Annotated in this window: 14 protein-coding genes; 10 read left to right on the top strand and 4 right to left on the bottom strand. The window is 34.9% G+C overall.

The features are described from left to right. Positions 1-78 precede the first annotated feature (78 nt). Positions 79-1,485, top strand: coding sequence for a MocR-like pyridoxine biosynthesis transcription factor PdxR (pdxR, locus tag ACTYBU_RS03515; RefSeq protein WP_445487200.1), 1,407 nt, complete (start codon positions 79-81; stop codon positions 1,483-1,485). An 18-nt stretch (positions 1,486-1,503) separates the two neighbouring features. Continuing rightward, complete coding sequence (locus ACTYBU_RS03510) at positions 1,504-2,127, top strand: hypothetical protein (RefSeq protein ID WP_445487199.1); 624 nt, start codon at positions 1,504-1,506, stop codon at positions 2,125-2,127. 7 nt (positions 2,128-2,134) lie between these two features. Here ACTYBU_RS03510 and ACTYBU_RS03505 read toward each other — a convergent pair whose 3' ends face one another. Beyond that, the gene (locus tag ACTYBU_RS03505) at positions 2,135-2,524 is read right to left on the bottom strand and encodes an Hsp20/alpha crystallin family protein (protein WP_445487197.1); all 390 of its coding nucleotides are present in this window, start codon (positions 2,522-2,524) and stop codon (positions 2,135-2,137) included. 365 nt (positions 2,525-2,889) lie between these two features. Continuing rightward, on the bottom strand, positions 2,890-3,033 hold the full coding sequence (locus tag ACTYBU_RS03500) for a small acid-soluble spore protein P (protein ID WP_445487195.1): 144 nt from the start codon (positions 3,031-3,033) through the stop codon (positions 2,890-2,892). Positions 3,034-3,654: 621 nt separating this feature from the next. Here ACTYBU_RS03500 and ACTYBU_RS03495 point away from each other — a divergent pair. The 3 genes from ACTYBU_RS03495 (at position 3,655) to ACTYBU_RS03485 (ending at position 7,982) form a co-directional block, all read left to right on the top strand. After that, complete coding sequence (locus ACTYBU_RS03495) at positions 3,655-3,912, top strand: hypothetical protein (RefSeq protein WP_445487194.1); 258 nt, start codon at positions 3,655-3,657, stop codon at positions 3,910-3,912. A gap of 768 nt (positions 3,913-4,680) precedes the next feature. Further along, positions 4,681-7,386: an aconitate hydratase AcnA gene (gene acnA, locus ACTYBU_RS03490; protein ID WP_445487192.1), complete on the top strand. Its 2,706-nt coding sequence runs from the start codon at positions 4,681-4,683 to the stop codon at positions 7,384-7,386. A 206-nt stretch (positions 7,387-7,592) separates the two neighbouring features. After that, positions 7,593-7,982 (top strand): rhodanese-like domain-containing protein, encoded by a 390-nt coding sequence (locus ACTYBU_RS03485; RefSeq protein WP_445487190.1) that lies wholly within the window; start codon positions 7,593-7,595, stop codon positions 7,980-7,982. A gap of 131 nt (positions 7,983-8,113) precedes the next feature. On the opposite strand, the gene ACTYBU_RS03480 is transcribed toward ACTYBU_RS03485, so the two are convergent. Both ACTYBU_RS03480 and ACTYBU_RS03475 read right to left on the bottom strand, forming a co-directional pair. Then, positions 8,114-9,100 carry a D-2-hydroxyacid dehydrogenase gene (locus tag ACTYBU_RS03480; RefSeq protein ID WP_445487188.1) on the bottom strand — a complete coding sequence of 329 codons (987 nt, stop codon included), beginning with the start codon at positions 9,098-9,100 and terminating at the stop codon, positions 8,114-8,116. Next, positions 9,100-10,317: an aminotransferase-like domain-containing protein gene (locus tag ACTYBU_RS03475; RefSeq protein WP_445487187.1), complete on the bottom strand. Its 1,218-nt coding sequence runs from the start codon at positions 10,315-10,317 to the stop codon at positions 9,100-9,102. Before ACTYBU_RS03475 ends, ACTYBU_RS03480 begins: the two co-directional genes overlap by 1 nt. 828 nt (positions 10,318-11,145) lie before the next feature. On the opposite strand from ACTYBU_RS03475, the gene glnA reads away from it, so the two are divergent. The 5 genes from glnA to ACTYBU_RS03450 all read left to right on the top strand — a co-directional run bounded on the left by glnA (position 11,146) and on the right by ACTYBU_RS03450 (position 17,015). Further along, positions 11,146-12,480 carry a type I glutamate--ammonia ligase gene (gene glnA, locus ACTYBU_RS03470; RefSeq protein WP_445487186.1) on the top strand — a complete coding sequence of 445 codons (1,335 nt, stop codon included), beginning with the start codon at positions 11,146-11,148 and terminating at the stop codon, positions 12,478-12,480. Between the two features lie 422 nt (positions 12,481-12,902). Then, on the top strand, positions 12,903-13,835 hold the full coding sequence (locus ACTYBU_RS03465) for a manganese-dependent inorganic pyrophosphatase (protein WP_445487184.1): 933 nt from the start codon (positions 12,903-12,905) through the stop codon (positions 13,833-13,835). A 422-nt stretch (positions 13,836-14,257) separates the two neighbouring features. Beyond that, a complete protein-coding gene (locus ACTYBU_RS03460; protein ID WP_445487183.1) occupies positions 14,258-14,956 on the top strand; it encodes a response regulator transcription factor in 699 nt (232 codons plus the stop codon). Continuing rightward, on the top strand, positions 14,953-16,329 hold the full coding sequence (locus tag ACTYBU_RS03455; protein WP_445487181.1) for a sensor histidine kinase: 1,377 nt from the start codon (positions 14,953-14,955) through the stop codon (positions 16,327-16,329). The genes ACTYBU_RS03460 and ACTYBU_RS03455 overlap by 4 nt, the downstream gene beginning before the upstream one ends. After that, positions 16,326-17,015, top strand: coding sequence for a PepSY domain-containing protein (locus ACTYBU_RS03450; protein ID WP_445487180.1), 690 nt, complete (start codon positions 16,326-16,328; stop codon positions 17,013-17,015). Before ACTYBU_RS03455 ends, ACTYBU_RS03450 begins: the two co-directional genes overlap by 4 nt. The last annotated feature ends 203 nt before the right edge of the window (positions 17,016-17,218 follow it).

The raw sequence follows: 17,218 nt of genomic DNA, 5'->3' as shown, positions 1-17,218 counted from the left end.
ACTAATTGTAAAAAAATAGTGTCTTAATAAAAAGTGACAGAAAATAATTTTTTTATAGGTACAGATTAGGAGAGGGAAATGTTTATTCAAAAAGAATCAAAAAAACCGCTATATATGCAAATATATGAATATTTCCGAAAAGAAATTTTAACAGGGAACATAAAAGAGGGCACAAAACTTCCGTCTATCAGACAGCTCACGGATACATTAAAAGTAAGTAAAAATACAATAAATGAAGCGTATCAGCAATTATTGGCAGAAGGATATATAGAAAGCAAGCAGAAAAAAGGCTTTTGGACAGTAAAATTAGAGAACTCGCTGGATTTGCCTAAAAGCAGCTGGAAGCAGATGTCCTATCCCTTAAGCGGGCAGAAAGCAGAAGAAAAAATCATTGATTTTCAATATGGCGATATTAATCTCTCTCATTTTCCCATAAAAGCTTGGAAAAAAAATGTGATAGAAGCGATGGATTCAATGCAAAAAGAAGTGATGCTTTATGGAGATAAAATGGGATACTTCCCACTAAGAGAAGAAATAAGCAGATATTTATATTATGCAAGAGGAATATTATGCAGTCCCAATCAAATCGTAATAACAGCAGGGACACAATATGCTGTTAAACAAATTCTAACATTATTTCTGCCATACACTACACATGTGGCAATGGAAAATCCAGGATATGATGGAGTAGAAAAGGTGCTTCGAAAAAAAGGCTGTGTCTTAAAAGATATAAACGTATGTCTTTCGAAAGGTTATCCCATCGAGGATTTAAAAGACAGCCATTGTCACTTGGCATATGTAACTCCTTCTCATCAGTTTCCACTTGGATCGATTATGCCGATTGCAAAGCGGATCCAGTTGCTGCAATGGGCTAATGAAAATAATGCCTATATAATGGAAGATGATTATGATAGTGAGTTTCGATATGAAGGTTCGCCTATCCAAAGCTTAAAAGGGTTAGATACGAATGATCGAGTTATTTATTTAGGGACTTTTTCTAAATCTTTTTTGCCTGCAGCAAGAGTAAGCTATATAGTATTGCCAGAAAAACTAGCAGAAAGTGTGCACACAGATTTGTTTGAAACGCAAGCAGCTTCTCCGATCATACAAAAAGCGCTTTATTTGTTTATGCAAAAAGGGGAATTTGACCGGCATCTTCGGAAAATGAGAAAGATTTATCAAGAAAAAAGGACAATATTAGTTCAAAGCATTAAAAGGTATATGGGCAATAGGGTTGAAATGATAGGTGAAAATGCAGGTTTGCATTTATTACTTGTCATTAAGGGGGAAGACACAGAAACACTTTGTGAAAAAGCTAAAATATGTAAAATTAACGTTTATTCTGCTGAAAAGTATTATTGGACAAAAAATAGAGAAGCTTCGTATCCGATTATGCTTGGCTTTGGTGGATTAAGCAAAAAAGAAATCGAAGAAGGCATTCGATTAATGGCAAATGTTTGGTTTGATATTCGTATAAATGAATAGCCAGAGGGAGGAGATTCTTTGTTTACATATAAAGATGCATCGATGATTGTCGTATTTGCTTCAATTATTGTTTATTTTGCAGTGTGTGCACACTGCATGCTGCAAACGATCCTATTTCTTATGGTTCTTTTGGTGATCATTGGCAATTCGATAATCAACATCTATATCAGTAAAAAGGAAAAGAATATCCATAAATGGTTAAAGAAAAGACAGTGGAATCCATATAGTCGATTTATTTACTCGATGGCAAACCAAGATGATAAGGGAGTAGTAGAATCTTATAGGAAACTCGTCACAATGAAAAGATACAAACAAAAATATCCATATTTTACAGTGCTTTTTTCTTTATATTTTGAAAACTGGAAGGGCGTGGAGGATGAGATATATAAAATAAAGTCTGCGCAAATACGGTTGTATTATCAAATTCTATATAAATTGAAAAAAGATGGAAATATTTTAACCGATGAGCAGCTTTTAAAAATAAAAAGGAATTGGATGAAAGAAGTGCTTTTGGCTGAACAAGCAGGTCTTTTAGGTCAAAAGGCCAAAGCAAAAATGCATGCAAAACTTGCGATTAACACATCAAGAGGAATGGCGTACTATCAATTGAAAAAGTACTACGAAAGAAAATATAAACGATAAGCAGCATTTATTGAATGGTAATATATTTTCCTGTATTTTCACATTGAGAATTTTTGCTGACAAAAATTTCGAGTATATCATGATGGAAAACAGCGGTAATCTCTTTTTTATTGATAGAAAAGGGAAAATAAATAGTCCGTTTTTTTTCAACCACTTCGGAATTCAATGATGAGGTAGCAAGAATGGTTAAGAAATCATTGTTTACTGTAACAGCAATATTGTTTTTTGTGTAATGTGGCAGCAAAGCCTCAACAATATAGTCGTTTTCCGTTTCGAATACATCCATTCTAAATTCGGTTTCATCGAGGTAAGTGGTAAGAGGGTCCAGGAAAAAATCTTTTAACCATTCTTCTATTTGTCCATTCCATTGAAAATCCTCTTTTTTATTGTTGTTCATCGTAAATCCTCCTTAATTATACATCTTATTCCATTATTTTTAAGATGTGAAACATAGTAGGTTTACTTCTATTAAAAGAGGCGGATCGCATTTGTTATCGTCTAGGAAATGATAAACGAAATAGAGTGGTGGATAACTTAGCAGTATGGTCCGCGTCCAGCTCCGACGTACAGGATGTACTAGTACCGATGTTGCAACAGCCTCGAAGGATGCGAGTCAATCGACGAAGACATAAGGCCGTGGCGTAGTTAATCGGCCAGTTTGTACGGCGATGATCAAGGCGCTTGTGCTTTTGTTCCTTGAAACTAGAAATATGAGCGTTTTTGTCATTAGGAAGGAGAAGAAAACCCTTCTCCTTCCTTATTTTACATATCATGACTGCTGTTGTGCTTTTGGCGGCTGTGATTTCTGTTTTTAACCTTTTTACTGCCGCTTAATGGTTCAGGTTGTCCAGTTTGGTGCCCTTTTGGCGCATTTTTACGCATATCTTTACCGTCGTTTTTATTCATTTAGCTTTCCTCCTAATTTATTATACATAATAACGGGCAGTAAGACCTTCAACTGTATCTTAATAAGCTACTAAGAAGCGAAGGGATGAAACTGCCATAAAAACTTATTTGGTTCAAGCTACCAAATGTGGGGGATGTAAGAAACCTCGACTTTAATAGTTACACTTTATTAGAATGGAGAAATATCGCTACTTTATACCGAATATTTTTTTGTCCTATTGCACAATTTAATGGTAGAGTTTTTGGATAAGAAGAAGTCTTCTTTCATAAAGTGAACCTTCCATCATTGGGGGTTTTGTTCATCCCCAAATGATGGTTAGTTGAACTTATCGGATCTTTACGGGCGAGTTTCAACACCTAGCTTCCTCGATTTCTCAGCATCTTGAGGTGGGGGTTTTACTGCCAGTTGAGTGTGGGATAAAATGGAGAATTTATAACAGAGTAAAGAGGTTTGTCTGCAAAAATTTTAAGCTGGATGAAAAACGTTTGTACTTCTAGGCTTGAGGCCTTAGAGTAGCAGCGTTGTACTCGAGTATGTGAGCAAGGTTAATTAACTAGAAATACAAAAACAAGTGTTTGTCGATATTCTGTTCATATTTATACTATATAGGAGGCAAAGCCATGTTATATCATAAAAATAAACAAGAAGCTTTTCAGGCTGCTCAGCGAGGGTTAATAGAAACACAAACATTATATGAAGATATTGTGAAAGATTCTGCAAGCTACGGACACCAATTAAAACATTTAAAACAAGAAATTAATGAAACGTATGAACAAATAGAAAATGCGTTGGAGGTTGCTTCTGAACATCAAAGAGAACAATTGGAAAATTTTCAAAAAGATTTAAAAAGCATAGTGGATGAAGTGAACGATATATAAAGAGGAGCTCCATAAGTCAGACAAATTTTATTCTATCAAGAAAAAATTTGTCTGATTTTTCGTTGTCTAGGAAATTATAAACGAATTAGAGTTGTGGATAACTTAGCAGTTTGGTCCACGTCCAGCTCCGACGTACAGGATGTACTAGTGCCGATGTTGCAACAGGCTCGCAGGATGCGGGTCAATCGACGTTGCAACAGGACGTTGCGTATTTAGTCGATTTTCCTCTTTTGCGTACTTAATCGGCCAGCGCCTATCGCCTATCAAACTTCAGGTCATCTCCCTACGATAAGTCAACATCTACGCTTGCGCTCATCGTGTTTCCTTTATCACGTTATAACGGGCAGTAAGGTATCGCCTAAGAATTGTGAAGTAGGTGAAAAAACTGCCCGTAAAAACCTGATCGACTCAACTAACCATCAGGGGAAAATCGCCCTGATAGAAGGTTCGTCTTATCTCAGTCGAAGCCCTTCCAGTTTGTACGGCGATGATCTAGGCGCTTGCGCTTTTGTTCTTCAGTTAATTGTTATTTGCTTTCTGTAGGCGAACTATGGTATCAATTGATGAATGTTAGCAAGTTATTTTCAATATAAAAATCAATTATTATAAGATTATCTTATGATAATTGATAACTTTCTTATTATTTACTTATGAATAAGATTGTATTAAAATTAATAACGGTAAATAGGGAATAGGACGGATGGAAGTGCGAATAATTCGACTATTATTCTATTCTTGGTATATGATTACAATGAGGGGGTAATACATATGGCAAAAGATATATATAATGCTCGTCAATCATTTGAATTGGACGGGAAGCGTTATCATTATTATCAATTAGCTGCTTTAGAAAAGGCTGGAATCGGTAAAGTATCCAAATTACCGTATTCTATTAAAGTTTTATTAGAATCCGTTTTAAGACAAATGGATGGTTTTGTAATTAAAGAAGAGCATGTTGAAAACTTAGCAAAATGGGGAACAGAGGACATACAAGAAATAGATGTTCCATTTAAGCCATCACGAGTAATTTTACAAGATTTCACTGGAGTTCCTGCAGTTGTTGATTTAGCATCATTAAGAAAAGCAATGGCAGATCTTGGTGGGAATCCAGATAAAATTAATCCTGAAAAACCAGTTGATTTAGTTATTGACCATAGTGTACAAGTTGATAAATTTGGAACACCTGATGCGTTAAAAGCAAATATGGATCTTGAATTTGAACGCAACGCAGAACGCTACCAATTTTTAAGCTGGGCGAAAAAAGCATTTGACAACTATCGTGCTGTTCCGCCTGCAACCGGTATAGTGCATCAAGTTAACTTGGAATATTTAGCAAATGTCGTTCATGTTAATGAAAATGAATCTGGTGAATTTGAAACATTCCCTGATACTTTAGTAGGAACAGATTCCCATACTACGATGATTAATGGAATCGGAGTACTTGGATGGGGTGTCGGTGGAATTGAGGCAGAAGCAGGAATGCTTGGACAGCCTTCTTATTTTCCAGTTCCAGAAGTAGTAGGCGTGAAGCTGACAGGGGATATGCCAAATGGATCTACTGCAACAGATCTAGCATTAAAAGTAACGCAAGTGCTGAGAGGCAAAGGAGTAGTTGGAAAATTTGTAGAATTTTTTGGTCCTGGAGTGCCACAGCTTCCTTTAGCTGATCGTGCAACCATTGCAAATATGGCGCCAGAATATGGAGCAACTTGTGGATTTTTCCCAATTGATGATGAATCCCTTGCCTATATGCGCTTAACAGGCCGTTCTGAAGAACAGATTAAAATAGTAGAGGCATATTGCAAAGAGAATGGATTATTCTTTGATCCATCATTTGAACCTGTATACACAGATATAGTAGAAATCAATCTTTCAGAAATTGAAGCAAATCTATCTGGTCCGAAAAGACCTCAAGACCTGATTCCTTTATCTAAAATGCAGCAAGCGTTTGTAGATTCTGTCACTGCACCAGAAGGGAACCAAGGCTTTGGCTTAAAAAAAGATGAATTCGATAAAGAAGTGGTGGTTGATTTTGCAAATGGCGATTCTACTACCATGAAAACTGGAGCTGTTGCCATTGCTGCCATTACAAGCTGTACAAATACATCCAATCCATATGTATTAGTAGGTGCTGGTTTAGTTGCAAAGAAAGCAGTTGAACTAGGAATGGAAGTTCCTAAATTTGTAAAAACATCATTAGCACCAGGTTCGAAAGTAGTAACTGGCTACTTAAGAGATTCTGGACTTCTTCCATATTTAGAACAAATCGGTTTTAACCTTGTTGGATATGGCTGTACAACATGTATTGGAAACTCTGGTCCGCTGCGTGAAGAAATTGAAATGGCAGTGGCAGATTCTGATTTGCTTGTAACAAGTGTACTATCAGGAAATCGCAACTTTGAAGGACGCATACATCCACTTGTAAAAGCGAATTATCTTGCTTCTCCGCCGTTAGTTGTGGCATATGCTCTTGCAGGTACAGTTAATATCGATTTGCAAAATGAAGCAATCGGAAAAGATAAAGATGGCAATGATGTATTTTTCCAAGATATTTGGCCATCAACAGAAGAAGTAAACGATGTAGTTAATCGTACAGTAACACCTGAATTATTTAAGAAAGAATATGATCGGGTTTTTGATGATAATAAACGCTGGAATGAAATTCAAACAAATAATGATTCATTATATACATTTGATGAAACTTCCACTTATATTCAAAATCCGCCTTTCTTTGAAGGCTTAAAACCAGATCCAGAACAAGTATTGCCATTAAAAGGGCTGAAAATAGTAGGTAAATTTGGCGATTCTGTTACTACCGATCACATTTCTCCTGCAGGAGCAATTGGTGTTAATACACCAGCAGGAAAATATTTAAAAGACAATGGTGTAGAACCGCGTGATTTTAACTCATATGGATCTCGTCGAGGCAATCATGAAGTTATGATGAGAGGAACATTTGCCAATATCCGCATCCGCAACCACATTGCACCGGGTACAGAAGGCGGATATACTACGTACTGGCCAACAGGCGAAGTGACATCTATTTATGATGCTTGTATGCAATATAAACAAGATGGAACAGGTCTTATGGTAATTGCCGGAAAAGATTATGGAATGGGCTCTTCTCGAGACTGGGCTGCAAAAGGTACAAACCTTTTAGGCATCAAAACAGTTATTGCAGAAAGCTTTGAACGTATTCACCGCTCCAACCTTGTGTTAATGGGTGTGTTGCCGCTTCAGTTTAAAGATGGCGAAAATGCTGAAAACTTAGGGTTAACAGGAAAAGAAACGTTTAATGTTTATATTGACGAAACAGTTAAACCACGTGATTTTGTTGAAATAACAGCAACAGATGAAGACGGCAAAAAGACTACTTTTGAAGCATTAGTTCGATTTGATTCTGAAGTTGAAATTGACTACTATCGCCATGGCGGTATTTTGCCAATGGTATTAAGAGATAAATTAAAAAATTAATAGATGAGTGAACCAGGGATGTTTAAGTGTATGAACCATTTCCCAACATGTTCTTCAATAAAGTGTTTGAACACGTTGGGAAGGGGATATATAACACATCCCTTTTTGCTGTTTTCCATTAAATGTATCCAAAAGCAAGTTAATAGGCATTTTAAACTTAATTTGTTAAGATATGTGTGAACATTATTAATAGGGAGGAATTAAATATGGCTTTAACGTTTGGGAAATTAGTAGAAGAAGCTCGAAATAATGTACCTGGCATTTCATCTATAGAAGCGAAAAAAAAGATAGAAGAATCTCCTAATACATATATTATCGATGTCCAGGATGCAGATGATGCTGGAGCATGTGGCTTAATTCCAAGCAGTGTCAATATATCATTGGGCATGCTGCCAATCCGTGCAGATTTAGAACTTCCAGAAGATTTCCGCAATCCAGAATTAGCGGACCGCAGCCGACCAATTCTAGTTACATGCGGTTTAGGCGGCCAAGCAGCATTAGGTGCTTATTTGTTAAAGAAAATGGGATTTACAGATGTTGCTTTTATCGAAGGTGGAACAACAGCATGGAAAGATGAAGGATTTGAAACAGTTTAATGCTGGAAAATAGCTTTATACTTTGGATTCCAAAGATTTAAGTAGATAAATTAAAAAGCGTGAATCTCTTCAGAATTCACGCTTTTTTCCATTAGCATGGATTGTTTTCTATTATTGATTAATAGTTTAAGTTAATAACCCAACTTCTTATCTACCACATTTAGTAGTTCCTGCCCGTTTTGAAATCGTTGGATATTTTTCATAAATATATTCATATAACGTTCCATACTTCTAGGTGAAAAATAAGCATTATGTGGAGAAATAACAATATTATCCATCTGCCAAAAAGGGTGATCCTTTGGCAATGGTTCTACATCAAAAACATCTAAAGCAGCACCGGCAATTCTTTTTGATTGCAATATTTCTAATAGATCTTGCTCAGCAACTGTATTTCCCCTGCCTACATTTATTAGAAAGCTAGTAGGCTTCATTAAATTTAATTTTTCTTTATTAATAGAATGATAGGTTTCCGGTGTAGATGGAAGTGCTAAAACAAGGAAATCAGATTCTTTTAGCACCAAATCCATTTCTTCTAACCCAACCACTTTATCTGCTGGATCATATTCTCCTGTACGAGCAGGTCTTTTTCGGCAGCCAATAACATTCATTTCAAGCGCCTTACAGCGTTTGGCTATTTCTTTTCCGATTTCTCCATAACCGATAATGCCAACAGTTGCTCCTTCTAAATCAGTAATAGATGTGTTTTGCCATAATCTATTTTGTTTATTTTGCAGCATGGTAGGAATCCCTCGAGCAAAACTAGAAATCATAGCAATAGTGTGTTCGGCAATTGGAACGGATGTGCAGCCTTTTGTATTCGTAATAATAATGTCACTGGAAATTGTTTGTTCGTTAAGAATGCTGTCCAACCCAACACTAAGAGACTGAACCCATTTTATATGAGGTGCTTTTTTAATAATATTTAAAGAATCATTTAATCCCAAGGTTAAGACAATATTGCATAAAGATAAATCATGCTGAACTTCTGGTTCTCCTTCTCCATATGTCCAAGGCTCAAACATAACGGTTGCGCCAAGTTCATTTAAATACGTTATATATTTTTCTGGTATTTTATTACGGATGTAAATAACTAAATCCTTTTGAAGTGTCATACTCATTAGTTTGCTTCCTCAACCGGAAGTCTTTTTACATAAGCATAATAAGTATCAGCAAGACGCTTTATTCCTTCGTTTATTTTTTTCTCATTGCAATAAGTAAAGCACAGTCTCATTGTATTAAAGCCCTCGTCATTTAAATAAAAATGACGGCCATCTAAATAAGAAACGCCGGCTTGCATTGCATCATCAACAAATGCACTTGTGTTAACACCTAGAGGAAAGGTTAACCAAAGGAAAAATCCTCCGTCAGGCGCCACAAATGATACATCATCTCCGAAATATTGTGCAAGAGCAGATACCATTGATTCCTTTCTAGATTTATAAGTGGTGCTTAAATAGCTAATATGTTTTTCAATATCCAGCTGTTGAAGAACATTATAAACCACTTCTTGTATATAAACGCTGGTTAAACCATCCGTTTTTAAAATACGCATTTTATCAATTACTTGTTTATTGCCAATTGCCCAGCCCATACGAATACCCGGTGCAACAACTTTTGAAAAAGTACTTAAATAGATGACTCTTTCAGGTCCGAAAGAATAAATAGAAGGCAAATAGGTTCCATCAAAGGAAAGTTCAACATAAGCATCATCTTCTATAATAAAAAAATTATATTCATATGCTAACTCTGCTAGTTTTTTTCTTCGTTCTAATGAAAGGTTGACACCGCCTGGATTATGGTAATTTGGCATCACATAAAGTATTTTAGGCATCGGTTTATTGTTTGCTTTTGCTGCCATTAATGCTTGTTCTACCAAATCTACTCTTAGCCCATTTTCATCAATAGGAAAGGAGGTTAGTTTTACTTCTGCTAGATTAAAAGAGCGGATAGCGCCAAAAAAGCATGGTGCTTCTATCCATAAATCATCGCCTGGATCTGTTAGTGTTCTTGTAACAAGGTCTATTGCTTGCATGCTTCCGCAAGTAACGAGTATTTGCTCCTCCGATGCATGAACTTTGCGCAGTACGGAACGGGATTTTATCCATTTGACAATATTGTTTGGTCCTTGCCCGCCAGTATAGGAAAGTGCACCTGTTCCCTGTGTTTTCATTGCGGTGTCAGTTGCTGTAACCATCGTTTCAAGCGGAAATGATTCTGGTGCTGGAAATCCAAAAGATAAGGGGATAACATGATCTAAACTTCCGCTAAAGGAAGAACCTATAATCGGCATATCAGGAAATCTTTTGCTAAAAGTAAATTGATTTAATGCATTCATCTATGAAACACCTTCCTAAAATTTAGTTAAATTAATCCTTATTTGCAAATTTAACACTATTCTAAAAATTTATCCATTATATTTATATAAAAAATAGTGTTATGTTGAAAAACCTTTTGAATCGCGATTCTTTTTTAATTACACAAAGAAAAGAGAGTAATAATAAAAAGATTGAATAAATGAGAAGATCGTTGTGATTATTCATAATTAAACGCTTTGAATATTTTCAGTAGAACTTAATTAGCTTGCAAGCATTGCTATTCTAATTAATATCCATTTCATCATGTATATTTCGGTATTGACCATCAATATCAATTGGAACAAAACTAAAAAATTAATAAAAATAGAATGCATGATAAGAAAGGAACCAGGAAATAATAGTAAAAACTTTTGCCTTTCATAAAAAATACAGTAGTTGTCTATAATAGTACTTCAAAAAAAGCTAGCGTTTTTGGCACCTTGTAATAGATTCAACATGAACATAGCTGTTTAATCGAATCCATTCAAGTTAGAAAAATGCAAAATATAATATCATAATAATGCTACTATATGCTATTTATTTCGAATGTGGAAATAAAAAAATCATATAAACGGAGTTTTTAATAAAGGTAATAAACAGCATGCTGACTTCAATGAAAATCCTGTTTTAAAAGTTCAAAAAATTAACAAAAAATTTCAAACAGCTAAGTAATAATAAAGAAAGCGCTATCTAGTAAAATATTTAAAAAATACTGAAAAACTTTTTAAAAAAGCATTGTGTAAAAATAAAAGATTACTTATAATTAACATAAGTTAGTTAATAGAACATGAATTGTGAGGTAAAGTGACATGGCACAGATTACATTAGAACAAATTCAAAGTACAATTAAAGAAAAAAACGTAGAATTATTACATCTACAATTTGTTGACATTGAAGGAATTTTAAAAAATATCACAATCACTGCAGCACAACTTGATGATGCTGTTGAAGGTAAAATTATGATTGATGGTTCATCTATTAAAGGTTTTTCACCTATCAATAAATCTGATTCATACTTAGCACCAGATTTAAATACGTTTGTAGTAATGCCTTGGACTGAAACAGAAGGATATGCAGAAGCACGTTTCCTTTGTTCTGTTACAAATCCAGATGGAACGTTATTTGAAGGTGATACTCGTAATGTTCTTAAGAAAACAGTTGCACGTGCAGCTGAAAAAGGCTACACAATTTCAGTTGGACCAGAATTAGAGTTCTTCTTATTTGAAACAGATGGAAAAGGCTATCCTACAGAAGAATTAGGCGATCTAGGCGGATATTTTGAGCCATCTCCTAAAGATTTAGGAGAAAAAGTACGTGTTGAAATTTTCAAAACTTTAAAAGCAATGGGCTTTACAATTGAAGCACTACACCATGAAGTGGCAGAAGGTCAACATGAAATTAACTTTAAGTATGCTGATGCACTAGGCGCAGCTGACTTATCTACTACATATAAATGGGTTGTAAAAACAATTGCTGCTCAATATGGATTACACGCTACGTTTATGCCAAAACCAGTTTTTGGAATTAATGGTTCAGGTATGCATGTTAACATGTCATTCTTTAAAGATGGAGAAAATCTTTTCTTTGATGAGTCTGATGAATTACAGCTTTCAACAGAAGCATATTCATTCATTGCTGGAGTATTAGAAAATGTTAAGAGTTTTGTTGCGGTTACAAATCCTTTAGTAAACTCTTACAAACGTTTAGTTCCAGGTTATGAAGCTCCTTGCTACCTTGCTTGGTCTGCATCAAACCGTTCTGCACTAATCCGTATTCCTGCAAAACGCGGACTTGCTACACGTGTTGAGCTTCGTTGTCCAGATCCATCTGCTAACCCATATTTAACTTTTGCAGTAATTGCTTCTGCAGGTTTAGATGGAGTAGAAAAAGGATTAAAAGCACCAGCTCCAATTAACGAAGATATCTTCCATATGACAGATGCTCGTCGTGAAGAGCTTGGAATTGACAGCTTACCAGGTGGATTAGAAGCAGCGATTGCTGAATTAGAAGCTGGCGAAATTGGTCTTAAAACTCTTGGAGAGCATGTATTCAATGAATATATTGCTGCGAAAAAAGAAGAGTGGGACAACTATCGTACTACAATTCATTCTTGGGAAATTGAAAACTATAAATTCAAATTCTAATTTATAGCAAAAAGAATAAAAACAGTCGACCATCGGCTGCCGAAAGAGAAAGGGATTATCCTTTCTCTTTTTTTTTGAAGGCGCTGGTAAACGATTATGTTGTTTTTGGGAAAGGATTTTGCGAGACTCTTGCTAAAAAAACGGGCTGGCAACACCCCGCAGGACCGGGTACGAGCGAGAAGGTTCGACGCCCGCCCCATGGAAAGCGAAGTGTATGCCGGCTGCGGACTACTCACAAGAACACCACCCTTTTCAGGGGAGCCTTTTTGAAAAAAATAAAATAAAGTTCTAGTATATGAATAGTAGATTTTTTTGTTCAGTTCTTTTAATTTTATTGTGTTGTGTTAAAATAAAAGATAGGTGAATTTTAAAGGTATTTCCTTATTTACCATTAATATTATTGTCATAAGGAGAATTCATTTATGGAAAAAGTGTTTATTTTTGGTCATAAAAATCCAGATACGGATACAATTTGTTCAGCAATTGCTTATGCAGAGTTAAAAAAAAGCTTAGGAGTAGATGCTGAGCCAGTTCGTCTTGGTGAAGTAAATGGGGAAACTCAATTTGCATTAAATTACTTTAAAACGGATGCACCAAGGTTTATTGAAAAAGCATCAGCTGAAACGAAATCTGTCATTTTAGTTGATCATAATGAGTTTCAACAAAGTGTTGAAGATATTAAAGACGTAACCGTTTTAGAAGTAATTGATCACCATCGTATTGCGAATTTTGAAACTAGTGACCCATTATATTACCGTTGTGAGCCAGTGGGTTGTACGGCAACCATTTTAAATAAACTTTATAAAGAAAATGCAGTAGAAATTAAAAAAGAAATAGCTGGACTTATGCTTTCTGCTATTATCTCTGATTCTTTATTATTTAAATCTCCAACATGTACAGAACAGGATGTAGCTGCTGCGCAAGAGTTGGCTGAAATTGCTGGTGTAAATGCAGAAGAATATGGATTAGAAATGCTAAAAGCTGGAGCAGACTTAAGTGATAAAACAGTTGAACAATTAATCTCCCTTGATGCAAAAGAGTTTCCAATGGGTACATATAAAGTGGAAGTGGCACAAGTGAATGCAGTCGATACAAATGACGTGCTAGTAAAACAAGCAGAATTAGAATCGGCATTAAATAACACCATCTCTGCTAAAAACCTAGATTTATTTTTATTGGTTGTAACAGATATTTTAAATAATGATTCTGTTGCATTGGCATTAGGAGATAAAGCAGAAGTAGTGGAAAGTGCATTTAAAGTATCTTTAGAAAACAATACTGCATTATTAAAAGGTGTTGTCTCACGTAAAAAGCAAATTGTTCCTGTGCTAACTGAATCATTTAACAAACTATAATGTTATTGCTTTTGAATAGAAGCAATTTGTTTATGTTTGCCCTAAAAGAATAATCTTTTAGGGTATTTTTTTTTGCGTATGGTATTATTTTCAGTAATCTTAACAGATAATTTAGGAAGTATACAATAATATATACTTTATAAAGTGAACCTTTCATCAGTGGGGGTTTTGTTCATCCTCCACTGATGGAAAGCTTGAGGTCCACAGGATGTGGATCACACAAACGAAGACATAAGGAAGTGGCGACCTTCGTTTGTGTACCTCCCTCGGATCTTTACGGGCGAGTTTCAACACCTAGCTTCCTCGATTTCTCAGCATCTTGAGGTGGAGGTTTTACTGCCCGTTAAGAGTGGGATCAATGAATGAAGAATCCCTTGTTAATAAAAATGTTAGACAAAAATTAGAAAAAGAGGAGATTATTTTTGAAAAGAGATAAAATTCTTATCGTGGAAGATGAGAGAAAAATAGCAAGAGTCATTTCAATGGAATTAGAATATGAAGGATACGATGTGGAAGCTGAATTTACAGGAGCAAAAGGTTTAGAAAGAGTGATGAATGAGGATTGGAATCTCGTTTTACTAGATGTAATGCTGCCAGAATTAAGTGGTTTAGAGGTATTAAGACGAATTAGAAATAGCAATAACAATGTCCCTGTTATCCTTTTGACTGCAAGGGATTCAATCCCTGATAAAGTAGTGGGACTTGATTTAGGGGCAAATGATTATGTAACAAAGCCTTTTCAAATAGAGGAACTGCTAGCAAGAATCCGAAGTGCTCTTCGAATCAGCCAGCATCTGCATAAACAAGAACAGGAAAAAGTTTTAGAGGTTTTTGATTTGAAAGTATTTGTTAAATCGTATCGTGTTATAAGAGCAAATGAAGAAATAGACTTAACGCCGAGAGAATTTGAATTATTAGTATATTTACTTGAAAATAAAAATATTGTGCTTACAAGAGAACAAATTTTAAGTAATGTTTGGGGATATGACTATATGGGAGACACGAATATCGTAGATGTGTATATTCGGTATGTTCGAAAAAAAATCGATTATCATTTTTCGTTTCCTATTATTCATACAGTTCGTGGTGTCGGTTATATGGTAAAGGGTGATACGTTTTGAAAATAAGATCAAAAATTCAGCTTTTTTCTACTTTTTTTCTGTGCCTTGCTTTGCTAATAGTGAATATGCTTATTTACTTTTTATTTCAAAAGCTGATGGTTACCGATAATATTCATAAAACAACCAGTCAGATGGAGCAAATTGTTGAAAGTCTGCGCCCGCTTTCTAGTTCTGCCAATACAGATAGTTTTCTCCGTGCGTATGTACCTACAGATGGAATGATTCGAATTATAAATAACAATAATTCAATAATATTTACTTCCACTAAAAATGCAGAATATGCAGAGATAAAGACTCAATTTACTAATAACCAGACAGAGCGAATAGTCAATAAGAATAAAACGTATTTTGCTGTTACAACAATTCCTGTTATTTGGCATACTGGAGATGTTGTTACGTTGGAACTTACAGAAAATATTCAAAGTACATTCGCAATTTTACAAATTCTAAGGTTCATTTTAGTTACTGCATCGATTATCATTATAATTCCTACCTTTTTTGCTGGAAGATTATTAGCAAATATTATTTTGAATCCTATCCAATCATTGATTATCACTATGGAGGAAATAAGAGAAAATGGCGAATTAAAAAACATTGTTCTTAAAGAAACTAAAAAGGATGAAATATATCAATTAGGAACAACATTTAACAATATGATTTCCATATTAAAGCGGCAGTTCAATCAACAAAAGCAATTTGTTTCAGATGCATCCCATGAATTAAAAACACCTTTAACCGTGATAGAAAGTTATGCAAATATGTTAAAAAGATGGGGAATGAAAAGAGAAGATGTGCTTCAAGAGGCTGTAGAAGCTATTCACTCTGAGTCAATCCGAATGAAAGAGATGACCAATCAGATGCTCGAATTGGCAAAGGACGATGGGGGATGGAAAGGGGATAGGAACCATCTTAATCTTCTTACTATCTGTCAACAAAGTGCTCGGAAAATGGAAATGACTTATAATAGAAAAATTCTAGTGAAAAATGATGAAGAGAACATATGGATGTATGGAGATGAGAAGCAAATAAAACAAGTATTATTTATTTTATTAGATAATGCAATTAAATACAGTTCTGATATCATAAATCTAAATGTGAAGAAATCGAATACCTCCGTATTAGTAGAAGTGGCGGATAAAGGGATTGGAATAAATCTGGAAGAACAGGATCTTATTTTTGAACGTTTTTATCGTGTGGATAAAGCAAGAAATAGAGAAATGGGCGGAACAGGGTTAGGTTTAGCTATTGCAAAAAAAATAATGGAATCGCATAAAGGTACGATTGAAGTAAAAAGTGATATTGGTAAAGGTACAAAAATTATCTGTCAGTTTCCTGTGAATAATACTCACAAAGGAGAGATGAAAAACGAATGAAAAAACGAAAATGGCTGCAATTAGTGTTTATTATTCTGGTTGTAGCAATATTCCTTGTTATCTCCTTCGTATTTTTTAATAAACAGGATAGTTTAACCAAGGAGCAAGTAAAAAAGATAGTAGCAAGTAAATACGAAGGAAAGATTTCTTTTATACGAGAAAAAAAACAAAATGCGATTGATAGTTACGAAGCAAAATTAGATAATACGAAAGGCGAATATTTGATTACTATTCATGCTGTGACTGGAAACATTTCAAATATCACTGTCTTATCAAAAAAAATCAGCAAAACTCAAAAACGATTAACAAGCGAAGAAGCGGTAAAACAACTACTGTTAAAATATGAAGGAAATGTTATTTCAGTTGATCAAGTAACAGAAAACGGAATAGATTATTTTCACATAATGTTAGAAAATAATGGAACAGAAAAGTCATTTTTAGTAAATAAGCAAACTGCAGAACTACGTATAAAAAATAAAGAAGAAATTGGAACGATTAAGGAAGAAACAGCAAAAGAAACGGCCCTTAAAGAAGTATCTGGTACGATAACCGATATAGATTTGGAAGAGGAAGATAATCAATTAGTTTACGAAATAGATATAAAAACGAGGCAAGAAAAAGAAGTTAAAATATATATTAATGCATATAGTGGCCAAGTTGTATCCATCAATTGGGAAGAGGATTAGCGTAAATCCCTCAGGCTGCCCGAAAAACGTTCGCTCTCTTCGTCACTCCCCGTTTTCTGCGGTGCTCATTACTGGGTAACAGAGGATGAACGACTAAGTACGTATTTAAGGAAAATCGACTAATTTCGCCACGTCCTTATGTCTTCGTCGATTGACTAACGTCCTGCTAGTCTGTTGCAACATCGATTGACTCGCATCCTGCG

This window comes from Niallia sp. 03133 (assembly GCF_052663225.1).
The sequence above is the reverse complement of the archived record's forward strand: the minus strand, read 5'-3'. Positions and strand labels throughout refer to the sequence as shown.

What these genes read in the sequence shown, in the direction of transcription:
- pdxR (WP_445487200.1), top strand. Translation starts at nt 79, where the DNA reads ATGTTTATTCAAAAAGAATCAAAAAAACCGCTATATATGCAAATATAT.
- ACTYBU_RS03505 (WP_445487197.1), bottom strand. Translation starts at nt 2,524, where the DNA reads ATGAACAACAATAAAAAAGAGGATTTTCAATGGAATGGACAAATAGAA.
- ACTYBU_RS03500 (WP_445487195.1), bottom strand. Translation starts at nt 3,033, where the DNA reads ATGAATAAAAACGACGGTAAAGATATGCGTAAAAATGCGCCAAAAGGG.
- ACTYBU_RS03495 (WP_445487194.1), top strand. Translation starts at nt 3,655, where the DNA reads ATGTTATATCATAAAAATAAACAAGAAGCTTTTCAGGCTGCTCAGCGA.
- acnA (WP_445487192.1), top strand. Translation starts at nt 4,681, where the DNA reads ATGGCAAAAGATATATATAATGCTCGTCAATCATTTGAATTGGACGGG.
- ACTYBU_RS03485 (WP_445487190.1), top strand. Translation starts at nt 7,593, where the DNA reads ATGGCTTTAACGTTTGGGAAATTAGTAGAAGAAGCTCGAAATAATGTA.
- ACTYBU_RS03480 (WP_445487188.1), bottom strand. Translation starts at nt 9,100, where the DNA reads ATGAGTATGACACTTCAAAAGGATTTAGTTATTTACATCCGTAATAAA.
- ACTYBU_RS03475 (WP_445487187.1), bottom strand. Translation starts at nt 10,317, where the DNA reads ATGAATGCATTAAATCAATTTACTTTTAGCAAAAGATTTCCTGATATG.
- glnA (WP_445487186.1), top strand. Translation starts at nt 11,146, where the DNA reads ATGGCACAGATTACATTAGAACAAATTCAAAGTACAATTAAAGAAAAA.
- ACTYBU_RS03465 (WP_445487184.1), top strand. Translation starts at nt 12,903, where the DNA reads ATGGAAAAAGTGTTTATTTTTGGTCATAAAAATCCAGATACGGATACA.
- ACTYBU_RS03450 (WP_445487180.1), top strand. Translation starts at nt 16,326, where the DNA reads ATGAAAAAACGAAAATGGCTGCAATTAGTGTTTATTATTCTGGTTGTA.